We start from the raw sequence: 15,761 nt of genomic DNA, 5'->3' as shown, positions 1-15,761 counted from the left end.
CCCGTTGTTCACATCCGTCGACGACGTCTCCGCGCGTCTGGCCGAGACCGGCTATCTCGCCTCGCCCGCCGTCGCCACGACCGTCTTCCTCGCCGCCCGCCTCGGCAAACCGCTCCTGGTGGAGGGCCCGGCCGGGGTCGGCAAGACCGAGCTCGCCAAGGCCGTCGCCGAGGTCGGCGGGGCGCGGCTCGTCCGTCTGCAGTGCTACGAGGGGGTCGACGAGTCCCGGGCGCTGTACGAGTGGAACCACGCCAAGCAACTCCTGCGCATCAGCGCGGGCCGCGACGAGACCTGGGACGAGACGCGCACGGACATCTTCAGCGAGGAGTTCCTGCTCACCCGTCCGCTGCTGACGGCCATCCGGGGCGACGACCCCAAGGTGCTGCTGATCGACGAGACCGACAAGGCGGACGTCGAGGTGGAGGGCCTGCTGCTGGAGGTGCTCAGCGACTTCCAGGTCACGGTCCCCGAACTGGGCACCATCACCGCGACGCGCCGCCCGTTCGTCGTGCTCACCTCCAACGCGAGCCGTGAACTGTCCGAGGCGCTGCGCCGCCGCTGTCTGTTCCTCCACATCGGCTTCCCGGACGAGGAGTTGGAGCGCCGTATCGTACGGCTGAAGGTGCCGGGGCTCGACGAGGTTCTGGCCCGCTCGGTCGTACGGGTCGTGGGCGCGCTGCGGGCGATGGATCTGCGCAAGCTGCCGTCGGTCGCCGAGACCATCGACTGGGCGCGCACCCTGCTCGCGCTCGACGCCGACACGCTGGACGAGACCGTCGTACAGGACACGCTCGGCGTACTCCTCAAGCACCAGGACGACGTCCTCAAGGCCACCGCCAAGCTCGATCTGGACGCCCTGTGACCACGCCCGCAGGCGTGGCGGAGCGGCTGACCTCCCTCGTCGGGGCGCTGCGCGCGCACGGCATCCGGATCGGCACCGGCGAGACGGTGGACGCGGCGCAGGCCGTCGAGGCGCTCGGCCTCACGGAGCGGGAGCTGTTGCGGGAAGGGCTGGCGGCGACGCTGTTGCACGGCACCGGGCAACGGCAGGTGTTCGACCCGGTCTTCGATCTCTACTTCCCGCGCGGTGTGGGCGGCCCGGAGCAGAAGACCGCGGGGCGGGACGACCTGCGCGACCGGCTGGCGGCCGCACTCGCCGCCAACGACCAGGCCCTCATGGGCCGACTGGCGATCGAGGCCGTCGACGGGTTCGGGGGCTACGGCTCCTCGCCGGAGTCGGACGGCTGGTCGTCGTACCAGACACTGGAACGGCTGCGCCCGCAGACGCTGCTCGCCCGCGTCCGGGACGACATCCGTGGGCAAGGCGGGAGTTCGGGGTTCGGGGACCGGCTGCTGGAGGACGAGATCCGGCGGCGTATCGAGACCTTTCGCGCGCTGGTGGCAGCGGAGGCACGGCGCCGGGTCGCCGAGCGGCGCGGCCGGGACGAGATCGCCCGGCGGGCGGTACGACCGACCGCCGACCGGGTCGACTTCCTGTTCGCCGGGAAGGCCCAACTGGCGGAGCTGCGCAGGGCTGTCCAGCCGCTCGCGCGCAAGCTCGCGACCCGGCTCGCGGCCCGTCGCCGCCGCGCCTGCCGAGGTGCGATCGACCTACGGCGGACCCTGCGCGGGTCGCTGTCGACGGGCGGCGTGCCGATGAAGCCGGTGCTGCGCAGACGGCGCCCCGTGCGCCCCGAACTGGTGCTGCTGTGCGATGTGTCGGGGTCGGTGTCCGGCTTCTCGGACTTCACGATGCTGCTGGTGCAGGCGCTGCACGACCAGTTCAGCAAGGTGCGGGTGTTCGCCTTCGTCAACCGGATCGACGAGGTGACCGGACTGCTCGATCGCGGCACCGCCGATCCGGAAGGGCTCAGTGCTCGTATCGATGCGGAGGCCACGCTCACCGGCTATCACGGCAGCAGCGACTACGGCATGGCGCTGGGCGAGTTCGCGGAGCGGTACGGCGACGCGGTCGGCCCGCGCACGACCGTGTTCGTCCTCGGGGACGCCCGTACGAACATGAGCGACCCGAACCTGCCTGCCGTACGGCAGATCGCCGAACGGGCGCGCCGCGTCTACTGGTTGAACCCCGAGCAGCGCTCCCGCTGGGGCACGGGCGACTCCGCCGCGCCCGCCTATGCCGAGTTGGTCGAGATGCACGAGTGCCGCACCGCCCGGCAGCTCAGCGCGCTGGTGGCACGCCTGCTGCCGGTGTGATCAGGGTTCGATCAGGAGTGGTCGGGGAGTGATCAGGCGGCGGTGAGCTGCGGGTAGAGGGTGGCCGGATCGGCCGCCAGCCCCGCCTTGACCTGCCGGGTCAGGTCGTCGGCCAGGACCTCGTAGGCGCCCGAGGCGATCCCGTCGAGGGCCTGGGCCGCAACGCCCTCGGCCGTGGACTTGGGCGCGTCGATGCCGGCGGTCAGATCGGTGTCGACGTACCCGACGTGCAGGCCGGTGACGTCGATGCCGCGCGGCTTCAGGTCGAGGCGCAGCGAGTTGGTCTGCGACCAGAAGGCGGCCTTGGACGCGCTGTAGGAGCCGGCGAGACCGATCCAGGACAGCACGGAGTGGACATTGAGGATGTGGCCGCCGCCGTTGCGTTCGAGGACGGGGACGAAGGCCCGGGTGACCAGGAGCGGTCCGTAGAAGTTGGTCTCGAACTCGCGGCGCACGTCCTCGATGGGCGAGTCCAGGAAGTTCGCGTTCACCGAGGCTCCCGCGTTGTTGATCAGCAGGGTGACGTCCTGCGCCTGCTCGGCGGCGGCCGCGACGGACGCGGGGTCGGTCACCTCCAGGGCCAGCGGCACCGCGTCGGGGTGTGTGACGGTGCGCGGGTCGCGGGCGGTGGCGTACACCTTCTTCGCACCCCGCTCGTAGAGCGCGGCGACCAGGGCACGGCCGATACCGCGGCTGCCGCCGGTGACCAGGGCTACGGAACCTTCGATGGCGGTCATGGGACTCTCCTCGACATCTCCAAGATAGGAAACCAATCGGTTTCCCATGACCAGAAGCGTAAACCGATCGGTTTCCTCAGGGTAGGGGGAGGGGGCGACCCCGGAGAAAATCAGGGTTCGTCCCCGATGGTTCGCCTGATGGGGATTCCCTACGCTCGTCGGGAGTGGAGGGGGTCTCATGAAGGCAGTGGTGCAGGACCGGTACGGCTCGGCGGACACGCTGGAGTTCATGGACATCGACAGGCCGGTGCCGGCCGAGGACGAGGTGCTGGTGCGGGTGCACGCGGCCTCGGTCAACGCGTACGACTGGCACTTCATGCGCGGCGACCCGCTGCTCGGCCGCGGCATGATGGGCCTGCGCCGGCCCAGGACGCGCGTGCGGGGCCGGGACTTCGCCGGCCGGGTGGAAGCGGTGGGCTCCGGGGTCACGGGGCTCAAGCCCGGCGACGAGGTGTACGGCGAGGCCGACGGAGCGTTCGCCGAGTACGTGTGCGCGCGGGACACCGATGTGGGCCCGAAGCCGGCCAACCTCACCTTCGAGCAGGCGGCGGCGATACCCCTGGCGGCGAACACCGCCCTGATCGGCCTGCGCGACGTCGCCCGGGTGCGGAAAGGCCAGACGCTCCTGGTGAACGGGGCGTCGGGCGGCGTCGGCACGTTCGCCGTGCAGCTCGGCAAGGCGTACGGCGCCGAGGTGACGGCCGTGTGCAGCACGCGCAACCTGGACCTGGTCCGGTCACTCGGCGCGGACCGGGTGATCGACTACACGCAGGAGGACTTCACCAAGGGCGACCGACGGTACGACGTGGTGCTGGACCTCGTGGGCAACCGCTCGCTCGGGGAGTTCCGGCGCGTGCTGACGCCCACCGGGGCGCTCGTGCTCTCCGGCGGTGGGGTGTACGAGGGCGGCAGCTTCGTCGGACCGATGGGGCTGTTCCTCAAGCGGCGGCTGGCGGCGCCCTTCGCCCGCCACCAGCGGCTGCTCGAGATCTCGGCCATACAGAGCAGGGCGAACCTCGCGGCCCTGCGGGAGCTGGCCGAGTCCGGGAAGATCGCCCCAGTCGTCGAGCGGACGTATCCGCTGAGCGAGGCGGCCGAGGCCATCCGGTACCTGGAGGTGGAGCACGCGCGCGCGAAGGTCGTCGTCACCGTGTGACATGCCGGCGCGGGCCGGCCGGAGCTACTTCTTCTTCGCGTACTCCCTCGCCGTCTGCCCCTGGAAGTCGTAGACCACGACCTGCTCGTCGCCCACGACCCAGGCGTCGTGTCCGGGCGAGCACACGAAGACGTCGCCGGGTCCGACTTCCTGTTCGCCGCCGTCGTCCATGCGGATGTGCATGCGGCCCTGGACCATGTAGCAGTTGTGGTGCATCTGACAGGTCTCGGTGCCCGCGATCGGCGCGACGGACTCGGTCCAGCGCCAGCCGGGCTCGAAGGTCGCCACGGCGAAGTCGAGGTCGGTCATATGCACGGCTTCGAGGTGGCCGCGGGGGAAATCACGTCGCTCGTCCGGCTTTTCGAGGGGCTTCACTTCCAACATGGCGCGCTCCCTTCCGGCCGCGTTTCAGCGCGGCCGGGCCGGTCTCCCCGGCGGCCCTGTGCACCGCCGTCGGCGGCCGGCCTCCTACCAGTCAATCGTCCGCCCGTCGATCCGGGGCCGCCAACCGGGGGACGCGCGCTCGGACCCGGTTCCCACAGGGCGGCGAACGCGTTCAGGGCGCGTGGACCGGAGCCAGGTCGAGCACGACCCGGAAGTCCACGATCAGTCCGTCGTCGCCGACCCTCCAGATGGACACCGCTGGCAGGGTCACTTCCCTGGTGTCGAGCCGGGTATAGGTCACGTCGGTGACGGCGATGGTCGTCGCGTCGACGGTCCAGGCATCGACGATGCGGTGACGCAGGCCGGCGATGGTGTCCATGAACGCGGCGTTCGCGGCCAGGATGGCCTCCCGACCGGCGAGCGGCTCGCCGTTGCCGAACACCATGGTCGCGTTCTCGGCGAAGAGATCGGCGACCGCGCTCAGCTCCCGCCGGTCGATCTTCGGCGAAGAGGACGTCGGGCGTGATGCTGGTCGTGGCATCTGTGGTGGTCATGTCGTCTCCTGTCCGGACGGAGGACCGTCGACCGAGCCGTCGGCAGGGCCCTCGACGTGCACGCCGTGGGCCCGTGAGAGCTCGGCGATGCGGGCGAAGTCTGCGGGGTCGAGCGCGGGTGCCCGCTCTCCGGGCCGGGCCGGCACCCCCGCCTCGGCGAAGAAGCCCTCCAGGCCGGCGGGTGCGGTCAGTATCAGCATGCGGGCGGCCGTCCCTCCCGGGTTGGTGAACCCGTGCACGATGCCCCGCGGCAGATAGACGAAGTCCCCCTCGCGGGCCAGGACCGTCGACCGCCCGGTCAGGACCTCGAGCTCACCGTCGAGCAGGTAGAAGACCTCGTCCTCGCGGCTGTGCGTGTGCGGAGGCGGCCCGCCGCCGGGCGGGACCGACGCCTCGAGCAGCGCGAACGCGCCGTTCGTCGAGTCGCCGCTCGCCTTGATGGTGTAGGTGTCCCCCACCAGCCACAGGGAGCGCCCCTCTCCGGACCGCACAGGGCGGACCGGCGCCGACACTTCGTTGATCGCGGTCATCACGTCTCCTTCTTGCCTTCCCCGTTGACCTGCCTGCTCACGACGTTAGGGGTGAGGGAAACGGCTGCCCATACCACTTTTCTGGTGTTCTGCCCGAGGGCGGTTCATGGAACGATGGACGAGGTGAACCACAGCACTCGGGCACGCGCCCATGAGCGGGTGGCACGGCTCACCGGCGCGCGACTGGATCTGCCGACGTTCCTGGACGAGGCGTCCGCACTGCTCGCGCGGGCGCTGCCGCACGACGCGGCCTGCTGGCACACCATGGACCCCGCGACACTCATCGAGACGGGCTTCCACCTGGAGGACATGCCCAGCGCTCCCGACGCCGAGGTTGCCGCACTCGTCTATCTGCCCGACGACTTCAACTCCTTCGTCACGCTCGCGCGGGCCGGTCGCCACAGCGGTGTGCTGAGTACGGCCACCGGCGGCCGTCCGGAGCGGAGCCCGCGCTACCGCCATCTGCTGCGCCCGTACAACGTCACCGGCGAGCTGCGTACGTCCTGCGTCGTGGACGGCGCCTGCTGGGGCAAATTCGCGTTCTTCCGCGAGGCTCCCGCCGATTTCACCGAGGACGAGCAGGACTTCGCCGACGATCTCGCCTCCTTGCTGGGCGACGGATTCCGGGGCGCGGTAGTCCGGGCCAGGAGCGGCGGCACAGCCGCGGGATGGTGGCCCGGGCTGCTGCTGTTCGACGAGAACCGGCAGGTCGAGTCGGCGACCGGCCCGGCCCGTCACTGGCTCGGCGAACTCGGGTTTCACGGCACGATGGGCGAGGGCCTCCTTCCGTACGCACTCCTCATGGTCGCCGAGCGCGCCCGCGGAACCGCAGCCGACGCAAGCGTGCGGGTGTGCGGTGAGTCCGGTGTCTGGGTCGAGCTGCACGCCTCACCGGCCTCCGGGGGCGAGCCCGGAAGGGTCGCCGTCATCCTGCAGTCGGCCACCGCCCCCTCCGTCGCACCGCTGCTGTCCGCCGCCTACGGCCTCACCGCCAGAGAGCGCGAGCTGGTCGAACTGGTGCTGCAAGGCTGCGGGACGGGCGAGATCGCCGCGCGCCTGTTCATCTCGCCCCACACCGTCCAGGGGCACCTCACATCAGTCTTCGCCAAGACCGGTGTACGCAGCAGGCGGGAGCTGGTCACCCGAGTGTTCGTGCCGGATCGCAGCACTCCTGACGGCGCGTCCGGCGGATGAACTCCGGCCGGTTCATCGGCGTACGGATCGCCGATCGCGCTGTCACGCACTCCCACAGAGTTCGGCGAAGCGCCCGGCGTCGACATTGCCGCCGGAGATGATCACGCCCACGCGGCGCGGAAGGGCGCCCGCCCGGCCGGTGAGCAGGGCGGCCAGCGCGGTGGCCCCGCTCGGCTCGACCACGATCTTCAGGCGTTCGAAGGCGAACCGCATGGCGTCCCGGATCTCGTCGTCGCCGACCAGCGCGATCGAGTCGAGGAACCGCCGGTTGATGGAGAAGGTGAGTTCACCGGGGGTGTGCAGGGCCTGGCCGTCGGCGATGGTGTGCGGCACCGGGATGCTGATGCGCCGCCCCGCCTCCAGGGAGCGCTTGGTGTCGTCGCCGGCCTCCGGTTCGACGCCGATCATCCGGATGGCCGGGTGGAGGCTCTTGGCCACCGTGGCGCTGCCGGCCATGAGCCCGCCACCGCCGACGGGAGTCACCAGCGCGTCCAACTCCCCCACCTCTTCGAGGAGTTCGAGAGCGGCAGTGCCCTGGCCCGCGATGACGTGCGGATGCTCGTAGGGCGGGATGAGGGCGAGGCCGCGCTCGGCGGCGAGGGCCTCCCCGATCGCGATGCGGTCGCCGGTGTAGCGGTCGTACGTGACGATCTCGGCGCCGTAGCCGACGGTCGCGGCCCGCTTCGACGGCGGGGCGTCCTCGGGCATGACGATCACGGCACTGGTGCCGAGCTCCCGGGCGGCGAGGGCGACGGCCTGGGCGTGGTTCCCGGACGAGTAGGCGACGATGCCGCGAGCCAGCTGCTCCGGGCTCAGTCGGGACGCCGCATTGTAGGCGCCACGGAACTTGAAGGCGCCGATGCGCTGGAAGTTCTCGCACTTGAGGAAGACCTCGGCGCCGACGCGTGCGTCGAGCGTCCGTGAGCGCAGCACCGGGGTGCGGTGCGCGACGCCCTTGAGCCGGGCGGCGGCATCGCGGACGTCGTCGAAGGTGATCGGCGGGGTGGTGGTCGTCACGCGTTTCCTCCAGGAGATGTCTTGTCGGTCGCGGTCCGGTCCGTCGCCGCCCGGTCCTCGGCGCGCGCCTGTGACAGATAGCTGTAGGCGGACGCGCGGGAGATGCCGAGCCGTGCCGCGACCTGCTCGATCGCGCGCCGCACGGCGAAGACGCCGCGCTCGTCCAGGCCGCGGAACAGCTCCAGGCGCCGGCCGCGGTCGAGAGCGGCCCAGCTGCCGTTCTGCCGGAGCTGGTGGGCGTCGAGGATGGCGTCGACGACGGAGTCGATGTCATTGCCGAAGGTGGTGACCGGCACCTCGGCCGGGGTGCCGCCGATGCCGGCGAGGGCGCCGAGCAGGGCGTGGGCGTCGCCCACGGCGGTGACGTCCAGGTTGACGCAGAGGGCGCCGAACACGGTGCCCATGGAGTCCCGCAGCACCATCGTGGACGCCTTGACCAGCTTGCCGCCCCGGGTCCGGGTGACGTAGTTCAGCTCGTCGCCCGCCTTGTCGCCGCGCGCGACGATCCGCATGCCGATCTCGCTCATCGCCCCGCCCACGGCCCGCCCGGTCACCGAACCGGCCACGGCGACCACGGACTCCTCCGGCCGCCGGTAGTCGTGCAGAACCACCTCGCACATCGGTCCGAACGTCGCCACGAGCCCGTCGATGACCGGCGTCAGCGCGGCGACGATCGCGTCCCGCTCGGATTCCAGGGCCTGTTCGGCCGCCATCACTCACTCCCTGTCCGTCTGGGCTTGGGGCGATCGGTCCACCGAACCGATCTGATCCGATCCAATTCCTAGACTACACGTCCAGCGTTTGTATTGTCAGTCCAACGATGCGAGACGGCGCGCCGCGCACGCCACCACAAGGCAGCAACCGACGCCTCCCGCAAGGAAATTGACCGCCCTCACCCCACAGACCGCACGACGGGTGAGCCCGGCACAGATCTTGACGAGGCGCGCGATGTTACCGGTAACATCCAGCACCATGACAGTGACGTCGGCACCCCCGCACCCCCGGGTCTTCAGCCTCGCCGCCGTGGTCGCCTCCTGCGTCGGCTTCGTACTCATCGGTGCCCTCCAGGCCCTGTACGGACCGGCGATCCCCGCCTTCCGCGAGGAGTTCGACCTGTCCCCGTCGGCCGCCGGCCTCGGGCTGAGCGCGCACTTCGTCGGCGGCGTGGCCGGTGTGCTGCTCTTCGACCGGCTCTACGGCCGGATCGGCAACCGGCGGATCCTCGGCGCCTCGTATCTGCTGATGGCGGTCGGCGCGGCCGGCTTCGCCCTCGCCCCGAACTGGCCGGTCGCCCTGGGCATGGCCCTGCTGGCCGGGCTCGGCTTCGGCGGTATCGACTACGGCCTCAACCAGCTGTTCGCCGTCGGCTTCGGCCACCGCTCGACCGCCATGCTGAACATCCTCAACGCCCACTTCGGCATCGGCGCGATCCTCGGCCCGGCCCTGATCGGCACGATCGGCTCCACCCACTACCCCGCCGTGTTCCTCGGCTTCGCGCTGGCCAACCTGCCCCTGCTGCTGTGCCTGCGCGGCGTACGCGACCGGGCGCCGCAACCGTCCGAGGCACACACCGAGTCGCACGGCGGCCAGGTCCTCGCCCGCAGTCTCGGCTCCGTCCTCGCCGTGTTCGTCGCCCTGTACGTCCTGCACGTCGGCATCGAGGCCGGGGTCGGCGGCTGGGAGCCGACCCATCTGGAGACCGTCGGCTACGGCGCCGGGTTCGCCGCCACGGCGACATCCCTGTACTGGCTGATGATGACCGTGGGCCGCTTCCTGGTCGCCCCGATCGCGCTGCGCTTCTCGGCGCAGGCCATCATCACCGTCTCGTGCGCGGGCATGACGGTCTGCCTGCTGCTCGCGACGATTCCGGAACTGGCGCCGTACGCCTACGCCGGAGTCGGCCTGTTCATCGCGCCGATCTTCCCGACCGGCCTGCCCTGGCTCCACCGATCCGCACCGCGGGCCCGCCGGGCCGGCGCCCTCGTCATCGCCGCCTCGATGATCGGCGGCGTGGTGGCGGGCCCGGCCCTGGGCAAGGCCATCGAGTGGTCGGGCGTCCGCACCGTCCCGCTCCTCCTGAGCGCCGTGTCGGCCCTGTGCCTGGCGGCGACCCTATGGCTGATCCACACCACCCGAACCCGCTGAGCCCGCACCACCACCCGAACCCGCTGAGCCCTCACGATCCGAACCCGCTGAACCGACGCCACTCCAACCCACCAAGCCACACCACTCGCCCCACGCCGGCCCGCACTGCCCGAACCCGCTGAGCCGACACCACACCAACCCGCCAAGCCACACCACCCGCCCCAGCCAAGCGCCCCACCCGAACCCGCCAAGCACGCACCGTCCGAACCGGCCAGCGCACCACTCGCCCTACCCCAGCCCGCACCACCCGGCCCCGCTGAGCCGCGCAACCCGCCCACCACGGCCCTCGACCCGCCCCCGCCAACCCCGCGCCCAGCGCCCCCGCACACCCACACACCCGATCCGAAGGGAAGTCCCCCCGTGTCCGCTCTCACCGCCTCGCCCGACGGTTTCCTGCTCCACGGTGAGCCGTTCCGGATCATCTCCGGCGCCATGCACTACTTCCGGATCCACCCCGACCAGTGGGCCGACCGGCTGCGCAAGGCCCGTCTGATGGGGCTCAACTCGGTGGAGACGTATGTGCCGTGGAACCTTCACCAGCCCGATCCGGACGGGCCCCTCGTCCTCGACGGGTTCCTGGATCTGCCCCGCTATCTGAGCCTCGCCCGGGACGAGGGTCTGCACGTCCTGCTGCGTCCGGGGCCGTTCATCTGCGCCGAGTGGGACGACGGTGGGCTGCCCTCCTGGCTGATCGCGGACCCCGAGATCCGGCTGCGCTCCAGCGACCCGCGCTTCACCGGGGCGTTCGACCGCTACCTGGACCTGCTGCTGCCCCCGCTCCTGCCGTACACGGCCGCGGCGGGCGGCCCGGTGATCGCGGTCCAGGTGGAGAACGAGTACGGCGCGTACGGTGACGACACGGCGTATATGAAGCACGTCGAGGAGGCCTTCCGGGCCCGAGGTGTCGGGGAGTTGCTCTTCACCTGCGACCAGGCCAACCCCGAGCATCTGGCCGCCGGAACCCTCCCCGGCGTCCTGGCGACCGCCACCTTCGGCAGCCGGGCCGAGCAGAACCTCGCCGAACTGCGCCGGCATCAGCCCGAAGGCCCGCTGATGTGCGCGGAGTTCTGGATCGGCTGGTTCGATCACTGGGGCGGCCCGCATCACACACGGGACGCCGCCGATGCCGCAGCCGACCTGGACCGACTGCTGTCGGCGGGCGCCTCGGTCAACATCTACATGTTCCACGGCGGCACCAACTTCGGTTTCACCAACGGCGCCAACCACAAGCACGCCTACGAGCCGACCGTGACGTCGTACGACTACGACGCGGCCCTCACCGAATGCGGCGACCCCGGCCCCAAGTACCACGCGTTCCGCGAGGTCATCGCCCGCCACGCGCCGGTCCCCGAGGAGACCGCCCCCGCATCGACTCCCAAACTCCCGCCCCGCACCGTCGCGTTGGACCGTCGAGCGCCCCTGCTGACCCATGTGAAGGACCTCGCCGAGCCCGTCCACACCGAGCACCCGGCGACGATGAACGACCTCGGCCTGCACACCGGGTACGCCCTCTACCGCACAACCTTCGACACCGCGGGCGACGGCCTGCTGCACTTCACCGGCGGGGTCGGCGACCGTGCCCAGGTCTTCGTCGACGGCGCCCCCGTCGGCGTACTGGAACGCGAACGCCACGACGAGACCCTGCCCGTCCGCGTCCCGCACCCCGGCGCCACGCTGGACGTGCTCGTCGAGAACATGGGCGGCGTCAACTACGGCCCCCGCATCGGCGCCCCCAAGGGCCTGCTGGGCCCCGTCACCTTCAACGGCACTCCCCTGCACGGCTGGGACTGCCATCCCCTCCCCCTGGACGACCTGAGCGCGCTGCCGTTCACCCATGCGGACACGCCCACAGTCGCCGAACCCGCCTTCCACCACGGCACGTTCGACGTCGACAGCCCGGCCGACACCTTCCTCGCCCTGCCCGGCTGGACCAAGGGCCAGGCCTGGGTCAACGGCTTCCACCTGGGCCGCTACTGGAACCGCGGCCCACAACACACCCTCTACGTCCCCGCGCCCGTTCTGCGCCCCGGCGCCAACGACCTCGTCCTGCTGGAACTGCACGCCACCACCGACACCCGCGCCCAGCTCACCGACACCCCCGACCTCGGCCCGGAGACCGACTGATGCCCCGCCCGCACCGGCTGCGCGTCCCGGCACCCGCCACTCCTCCGTTGGCCGGGCACCTCCCCTTCGCCGACGCGCCGAACGCCCCCGACCCGATCGAGGTCACCAGCCGCTGGCTCACCCGCGCCGGCCACCCCTGGTTCCCGGTCTCCGGCGAGTTCCACTACTCCCGCTGCCCCGAGGGCGAGTGGGAGGAGGAGCTGCTGAAGATGAAGGCGGGCGGGGTGACGGCCGTCGCGAGCTATGTCATCTGGATCCATCACGAGGAGATCGAGGGCCGCGTCCGCTTCGACGGCAACCGCGACCTGCGCCGCTTCGCCGAGCTGTGCGCCCGCCACGGCCTGGACTTCATCCCCCGCATCGGGCCCTGGTCCCACGCGGAGGTACGGGGCGGCGGCCTGCCCGACTGGCTCCTGTCCCGCGACTGCACGCCCCGCACCGACGACCCGGCGTATCTGGAGCCCGTCCGCGGCTGGTTCGCGGCCATCGCCGAGCAGTTGTACGGCCTCGACCGCGGTCACGGCGGTCCGATCATCGCCATCCAGATCGAGAACGAGCTCTACGACCAGCCCGGTCATCTGCTGACGCTGAAGCGGATGGCCCAGGAGGCGGGCCTGAGCGCGCCGCTGTGGACGTCGACCGCGTGGGGCGGAGTCCAGCTCCCGCCCGACGAACTGCTTCCGCTGTACGGCGGCTACCCCGAGGCCTTCTGGACCGAGGCGGACGGCGGCTGGCCCGACACCTGCCGCAAGCACTACTTCTTCACCCACCAGCGCGACGACGAGGGCATCGGCGCCGACCTGCGGCCGACCACCGTCCGAGGCGGCGACCCGGACGCCCTCGCCGACCGATTCCCGTGGGCCACCTGCGAGTTGGGCGGCGGCATGGCGGTGGCCTACCACCGACGGCCACGCCTGGACGCCGCCGACATCGGCGCGCTCGGGCTCGCCAAGATCGGCTGCGGCTCGGTATGGCAGGGCTACTACATGTTCCACGGCGGCACCAACCCGCTCGGCGAGCAGTCCACGCTCCAGGAGTCCCACGCCACCGCCTACCCGAACGACCTGCCCGTCCTCACCTACGACTTCCAGGCCCCGCTGGGCGAGTACGGCCAGTACCGGCCCTCGTACGACGAACTCCGCCTCCAGCACCTGATATTGGCGGACTTCGGGCACCTCCTCGCCTCGATGGAGTCGGTGCTTCCGGAGCGCCTGCCCGACGGTCAGCACGACCGGGAGACACTGCGGTGGGCCCTGCGCGGCGACGGTGCCTCCGGGTTCCTGTTCGTCAACAACCACCAGCCGCACGAGCCGCTGCCGGATCACCCGGGCACCTCCTTCACGGTCGAATTCCCGGGCGGGGCACGGACGTTGACGCTGCCGAGCTCTCCGGTGACCGTGCCTGCGGGCGCGTACTTCTGCTGGCCGCTGCGGCTCGATGTCGCGGGTGTGCGGCTGGAGTGGGCGAGCGCGCAGCCGGTGTGCACGGTCGAGGTCGGCGGGCGTGCGGTCCTGGTGCTCGCCGCCACCGACGGCATCGCGCCCGAACTCGCCCTGGACGCGGCCACGGTGACGTCCGTCAGCGCGCCGACCGGGGACATCGCCGAGGTCGACGGCCGGGTCCTGGTGACGGGGCTGCGGCCCGGAACCGACGCCCTCGTCGAGGTGGAGACGGCGGAGGGCACACGGGTCGGGCTGCTGGTGCTGGACGCGGCGACGGCTCGTACCGTCTATCGCGGTGAGGCATGGGGCGCCGAGCGGCTCGTGCTGTGCGCGGACGGGGTCGTGTTCGACGGCGACGAGGTACGGGTGCACAGCACTGCCGTACGGTCGTCGTTCGCCGTGCTGCCCGCGCCCGAGCAGGCGTTGATGGTGGACGGGGAGACGGTGGCCGGTGCTGCGGACGGGGTGTTCGCCCGCTATCGCGTCGGGACCGGCGGCGGTGCGACTGTTGAGGCGCCGGTGGTCGTGGTCCGGCCCGCGGGCCCGGCGCCCGAGCCCGCGACGGGTGTGCTGGGGCGGGCGAGCGTGCCCGCCGACGAGTACTTCGACACGGTGGCCGCCGAGTACCGCATCGACGTACCCGAGGATCTTCCGGAGGGGAGCCTGCTGCGGCTGTGTTGGAGCGGGGACGTGGGGCGGGCGTATGTGGGAGACGGGCTCGTCGCCGACCAGTTCTTCTCGGGGCGTGTCTGGGACATCGGACGGCTCCCGGCGGGAGCGGAGCTGCGGGTGCGGGTGCTGCCGTTGCACGCCGATGCCGAGGTGTACGTGCCGCAGGACGCCCGGCACGCGACGCGGACGGCTGCCGTGACCCATGCCGAGTGGGTCACCAGCCGTGCCTGGTCGGTCCGGTCGGGCTGAGGGGGCTCATGTGCGGGGTCCCGCCCCGTGGGCCTGCCTATGCTGGGGACCTGCCGGGGCGGGATGCCACCGCCGTACCGACGTCGAGGAAGCAGCCATCATGACCCGAAGCTCCGCCGACGGCTCCGCTCCGAGAGGGCGCAGCAGACGGAACTTCGCGGGCGCACGGCCCGTGATGGACGACGTGGCGCGGCTGGCCGGGGTGTCCAAGCAGACCGTGTCCCGTGTCCTCAACGACCATCCGTCGGTGCGGCCGGAAACCCGTGAGACGGTCCTGACGGCCATGCGGACGCTGGGCTACCGGCCGAGCCGCAGCGCCAGGTCGCTGGCCAGCGGGCGGACCCGGATGGTCGGTGTGATCTCCTTCGATGCCGCCCGTTACGGGCCTGCCAGCATCCTGACCGCGATCAACACCGCGGCCCAGGAGGCCGGTTACCTGCTGAGCTCGATCGCGCTGGACACGGCCGAGCCCGACACGGTGGTCGAGGCAGTGAACCGGCTGTCCGCCGAGGGCGCGGACGGCGTGATCGCGATCGCCCCGCAGCTGTGGGTGGGCAAGACCCTGGCGGACACCCGCCTCGACACCCCCCTGGTCGTCCTGGAGAACGGCCTCGCCACCGACACCCAGCAGGTCACCGGCGACTCCCGGACCGGCGCCCGCAAGGCCGTCGAGCATCTGCTGAGCCTGGGTCACCGCACCGTGTGGCACATCGCGGGCCCGACCGGCTGGACCTCGGCCGATCACCGCACGGGCAGCTGGCAGGCCTGTCTGGAGGCGGCCGGCGTCGAGGTCCCGGCCCCGCTGATCGGCGACTGGAGCGCCGACTCCGGCTACGAGCTGGGACGACGGCTGGCCGCGCGCCCGGACGTCACCGCCGTGTTCGCCTCCAACGACCAGATGGCCCTCGGCCTGCTGCACGCCCTGCACGAAGCGGGCCGCTCCGTCCCCGGCGACATCAGCGTCGTGGGCTACGACGACATCCCCGAGGCCGCGCACTTCCTGCCCCCGCTGACCACCGTACGCACCGACTTCGCCGAGATCGGTACCCGTTCGCTGCGCCTGCTGCTCGACCGGCTCGACGGCAACGCCGAACCGCCCCGGGTCGACTCGCTGGTCCCGGTCGACCTGGTGGTCCGCCGCAGCAGCGGCCCGGCGCCCGGTCACTGACGGCCCTCGCCCTCGACGACGGCCGGACGTCATCTGTGGGCACACCCGCCCCGTTGAGGGAACACCGAGCGCAACCGATCGGTTTACCGGGTGCGACGGCGCTGTTGAGCGTCGTCGCACTCGTCGTCTCGGCGGCTCCCGCCGACGCGCCCCCGATCCGATGGCACCGCCG

The 15,761-nt window shown here is 71.5% G+C and carries 14 protein-coding genes; 8 read left to right on the top strand and 6 right to left on the bottom strand.

Annotated elements, in window-relative coordinates; translation table 11 throughout:
- Positions 1-4: 4 nt before the first annotated feature.
- Together BLU79_RS34115 and BLU79_RS34110 are read left to right on the top strand one after the other, a co-directional pair.
- Complete coding sequence (locus BLU79_RS34115) at positions 5-862, top strand: AAA family ATPase (RefSeq protein ID WP_093909849.1); 858 nt, start codon at positions 5-7, stop codon at positions 860-862.
- Complete coding sequence (locus BLU79_RS34110) at positions 859-2,217, top strand: vWA domain-containing protein (RefSeq protein WP_093909848.1); 1,359 nt, start codon at positions 859-861, stop codon at positions 2,215-2,217. Before BLU79_RS34115 ends, BLU79_RS34110 begins: the two co-directional genes overlap by 4 nt.
- A 32-nt stretch (positions 2,218-2,249) precedes the next feature.
- Here BLU79_RS34110 and BLU79_RS34105 read toward each other — a convergent pair whose 3' ends face one another.
- Positions 2,250-2,954 carry an SDR family oxidoreductase gene (locus BLU79_RS34105; protein WP_093909847.1) on the bottom strand — a complete coding sequence of 235 codons (705 nt, stop codon included), beginning with the start codon at positions 2,952-2,954 and terminating at the stop codon, positions 2,250-2,252.
- A 178-nt stretch (positions 2,955-3,132) separates the two neighbouring features.
- Here BLU79_RS34105 and BLU79_RS34100 point away from each other — a divergent pair, with 178 nt between their 5' ends.
- Positions 3,133-4,110, top strand: coding sequence for an NAD(P)-dependent alcohol dehydrogenase (locus BLU79_RS34100; protein WP_093909846.1), 978 nt, complete (start codon positions 3,133-3,135; stop codon positions 4,108-4,110).
- A gap of 24 nt (positions 4,111-4,134) precedes the next feature.
- Here BLU79_RS34100 and BLU79_RS34095 read toward each other — a convergent pair whose 3' ends face one another.
- The 3 genes from BLU79_RS34095 to BLU79_RS34085 all read right to left on the bottom strand — a co-directional run bounded on the left by BLU79_RS34095 (position 4,135) and on the right by BLU79_RS34085 (position 5,578).
- A complete protein-coding gene (locus BLU79_RS34095; protein WP_093909845.1) occupies positions 4,135-4,494 on the bottom strand; it encodes a cupin domain-containing protein in 360 nt (119 codons plus the stop codon).
- Between the two features lie 172 nt (positions 4,495-4,666).
- Positions 4,667-5,035, bottom strand: coding sequence for a nuclear transport factor 2 family protein (locus BLU79_RS34090; RefSeq protein WP_093909844.1), 369 nt, complete (start codon positions 5,033-5,035; stop codon positions 4,667-4,669).
- 9 nt (positions 5,036-5,044) lie between these two features.
- The gene (locus BLU79_RS34085) at positions 5,045-5,578 is read right to left on the bottom strand and encodes a cupin domain-containing protein (RefSeq protein WP_093909843.1); all 534 of its coding nucleotides are present in this window, start codon (positions 5,576-5,578) and stop codon (positions 5,045-5,047) included.
- Positions 5,579-5,701: 123 nt separating this feature from the next.
- Between BLU79_RS34085 and BLU79_RS34080 the strand changes: the two genes are divergently transcribed.
- Positions 5,702-6,772 carry a helix-turn-helix transcriptional regulator gene (locus tag BLU79_RS34080; RefSeq protein WP_177001288.1) on the top strand — a complete coding sequence of 357 codons (1,071 nt, stop codon included), beginning with the start codon at positions 5,702-5,704 and terminating at the stop codon, positions 6,770-6,772.
- A gap of 42 nt (positions 6,773-6,814) precedes the next feature.
- On the opposite strand, the gene BLU79_RS34075 is transcribed toward BLU79_RS34080, so the two are convergent.
- Positions 6,815-7,789 carry a threo-3-hydroxy-L-aspartate ammonia-lyase gene (locus BLU79_RS34075; RefSeq protein ID WP_093909841.1) on the bottom strand — a complete coding sequence of 325 codons (975 nt, stop codon included), beginning with the start codon at positions 7,787-7,789 and terminating at the stop codon, positions 6,815-6,817.
- A complete protein-coding gene (locus BLU79_RS34070; RefSeq protein WP_093909840.1) occupies positions 7,786-8,502 on the bottom strand; it encodes a helix-turn-helix transcriptional regulator in 717 nt (238 codons plus the stop codon). The genes BLU79_RS34075 and BLU79_RS34070 overlap by 4 nt, the downstream gene beginning before the upstream one ends.
- Before the next feature lie 259 nt (positions 8,503-8,761).
- Between BLU79_RS34070 and BLU79_RS34065 the strand changes: the two genes are divergently transcribed.
- The 4 genes from BLU79_RS34065 to BLU79_RS34050 all read left to right on the top strand — a co-directional run bounded on the left by BLU79_RS34065 (position 8,762) and on the right by BLU79_RS34050 (position 15,589).
- On the top strand, positions 8,762-9,934 hold the full coding sequence (locus BLU79_RS34065) for an MFS transporter (RefSeq protein ID WP_093909839.1): 1,173 nt from the start codon (positions 8,762-8,764) through the stop codon (positions 9,932-9,934).
- Positions 9,935-10,294: 360 nt separating this feature from the next.
- A complete protein-coding gene (locus tag BLU79_RS34060; RefSeq protein WP_093909838.1) occupies positions 10,295-12,058 on the top strand; it encodes a glycoside hydrolase family 35 protein in 1,764 nt (587 codons plus the stop codon).
- Positions 12,058-14,421, top strand: coding sequence for a beta-galactosidase (locus BLU79_RS34055; RefSeq protein ID WP_093909837.1), 2,364 nt, complete (start codon positions 12,058-12,060; stop codon positions 14,419-14,421). Before BLU79_RS34060 ends, BLU79_RS34055 begins: the two co-directional genes overlap by 1 nt.
- Before the next feature lie 100 nt (positions 14,422-14,521).
- Positions 14,522-15,589, top strand: a complete 1,068-nt coding sequence (locus tag BLU79_RS34050) for a LacI family DNA-binding transcriptional regulator (protein ID WP_093909836.1) — start codon at positions 14,522-14,524, stop codon at positions 15,587-15,589.
- The last annotated feature ends 172 nt before the right edge of the window (positions 15,590-15,761 follow it).

The sequence above is a fragment of the Streptomyces sp. cf386 genome (assembly GCF_900103585.1).
In the GTDB taxonomy this organism is placed as follows: Bacteria; Actinomycetota; Actinomycetes; order Streptomycetales; family Streptomycetaceae; genus Streptomyces.
The sequence above is the reverse complement of the archived record's forward strand: the minus strand, read 5'-3'. Positions and strand labels throughout refer to the sequence as shown.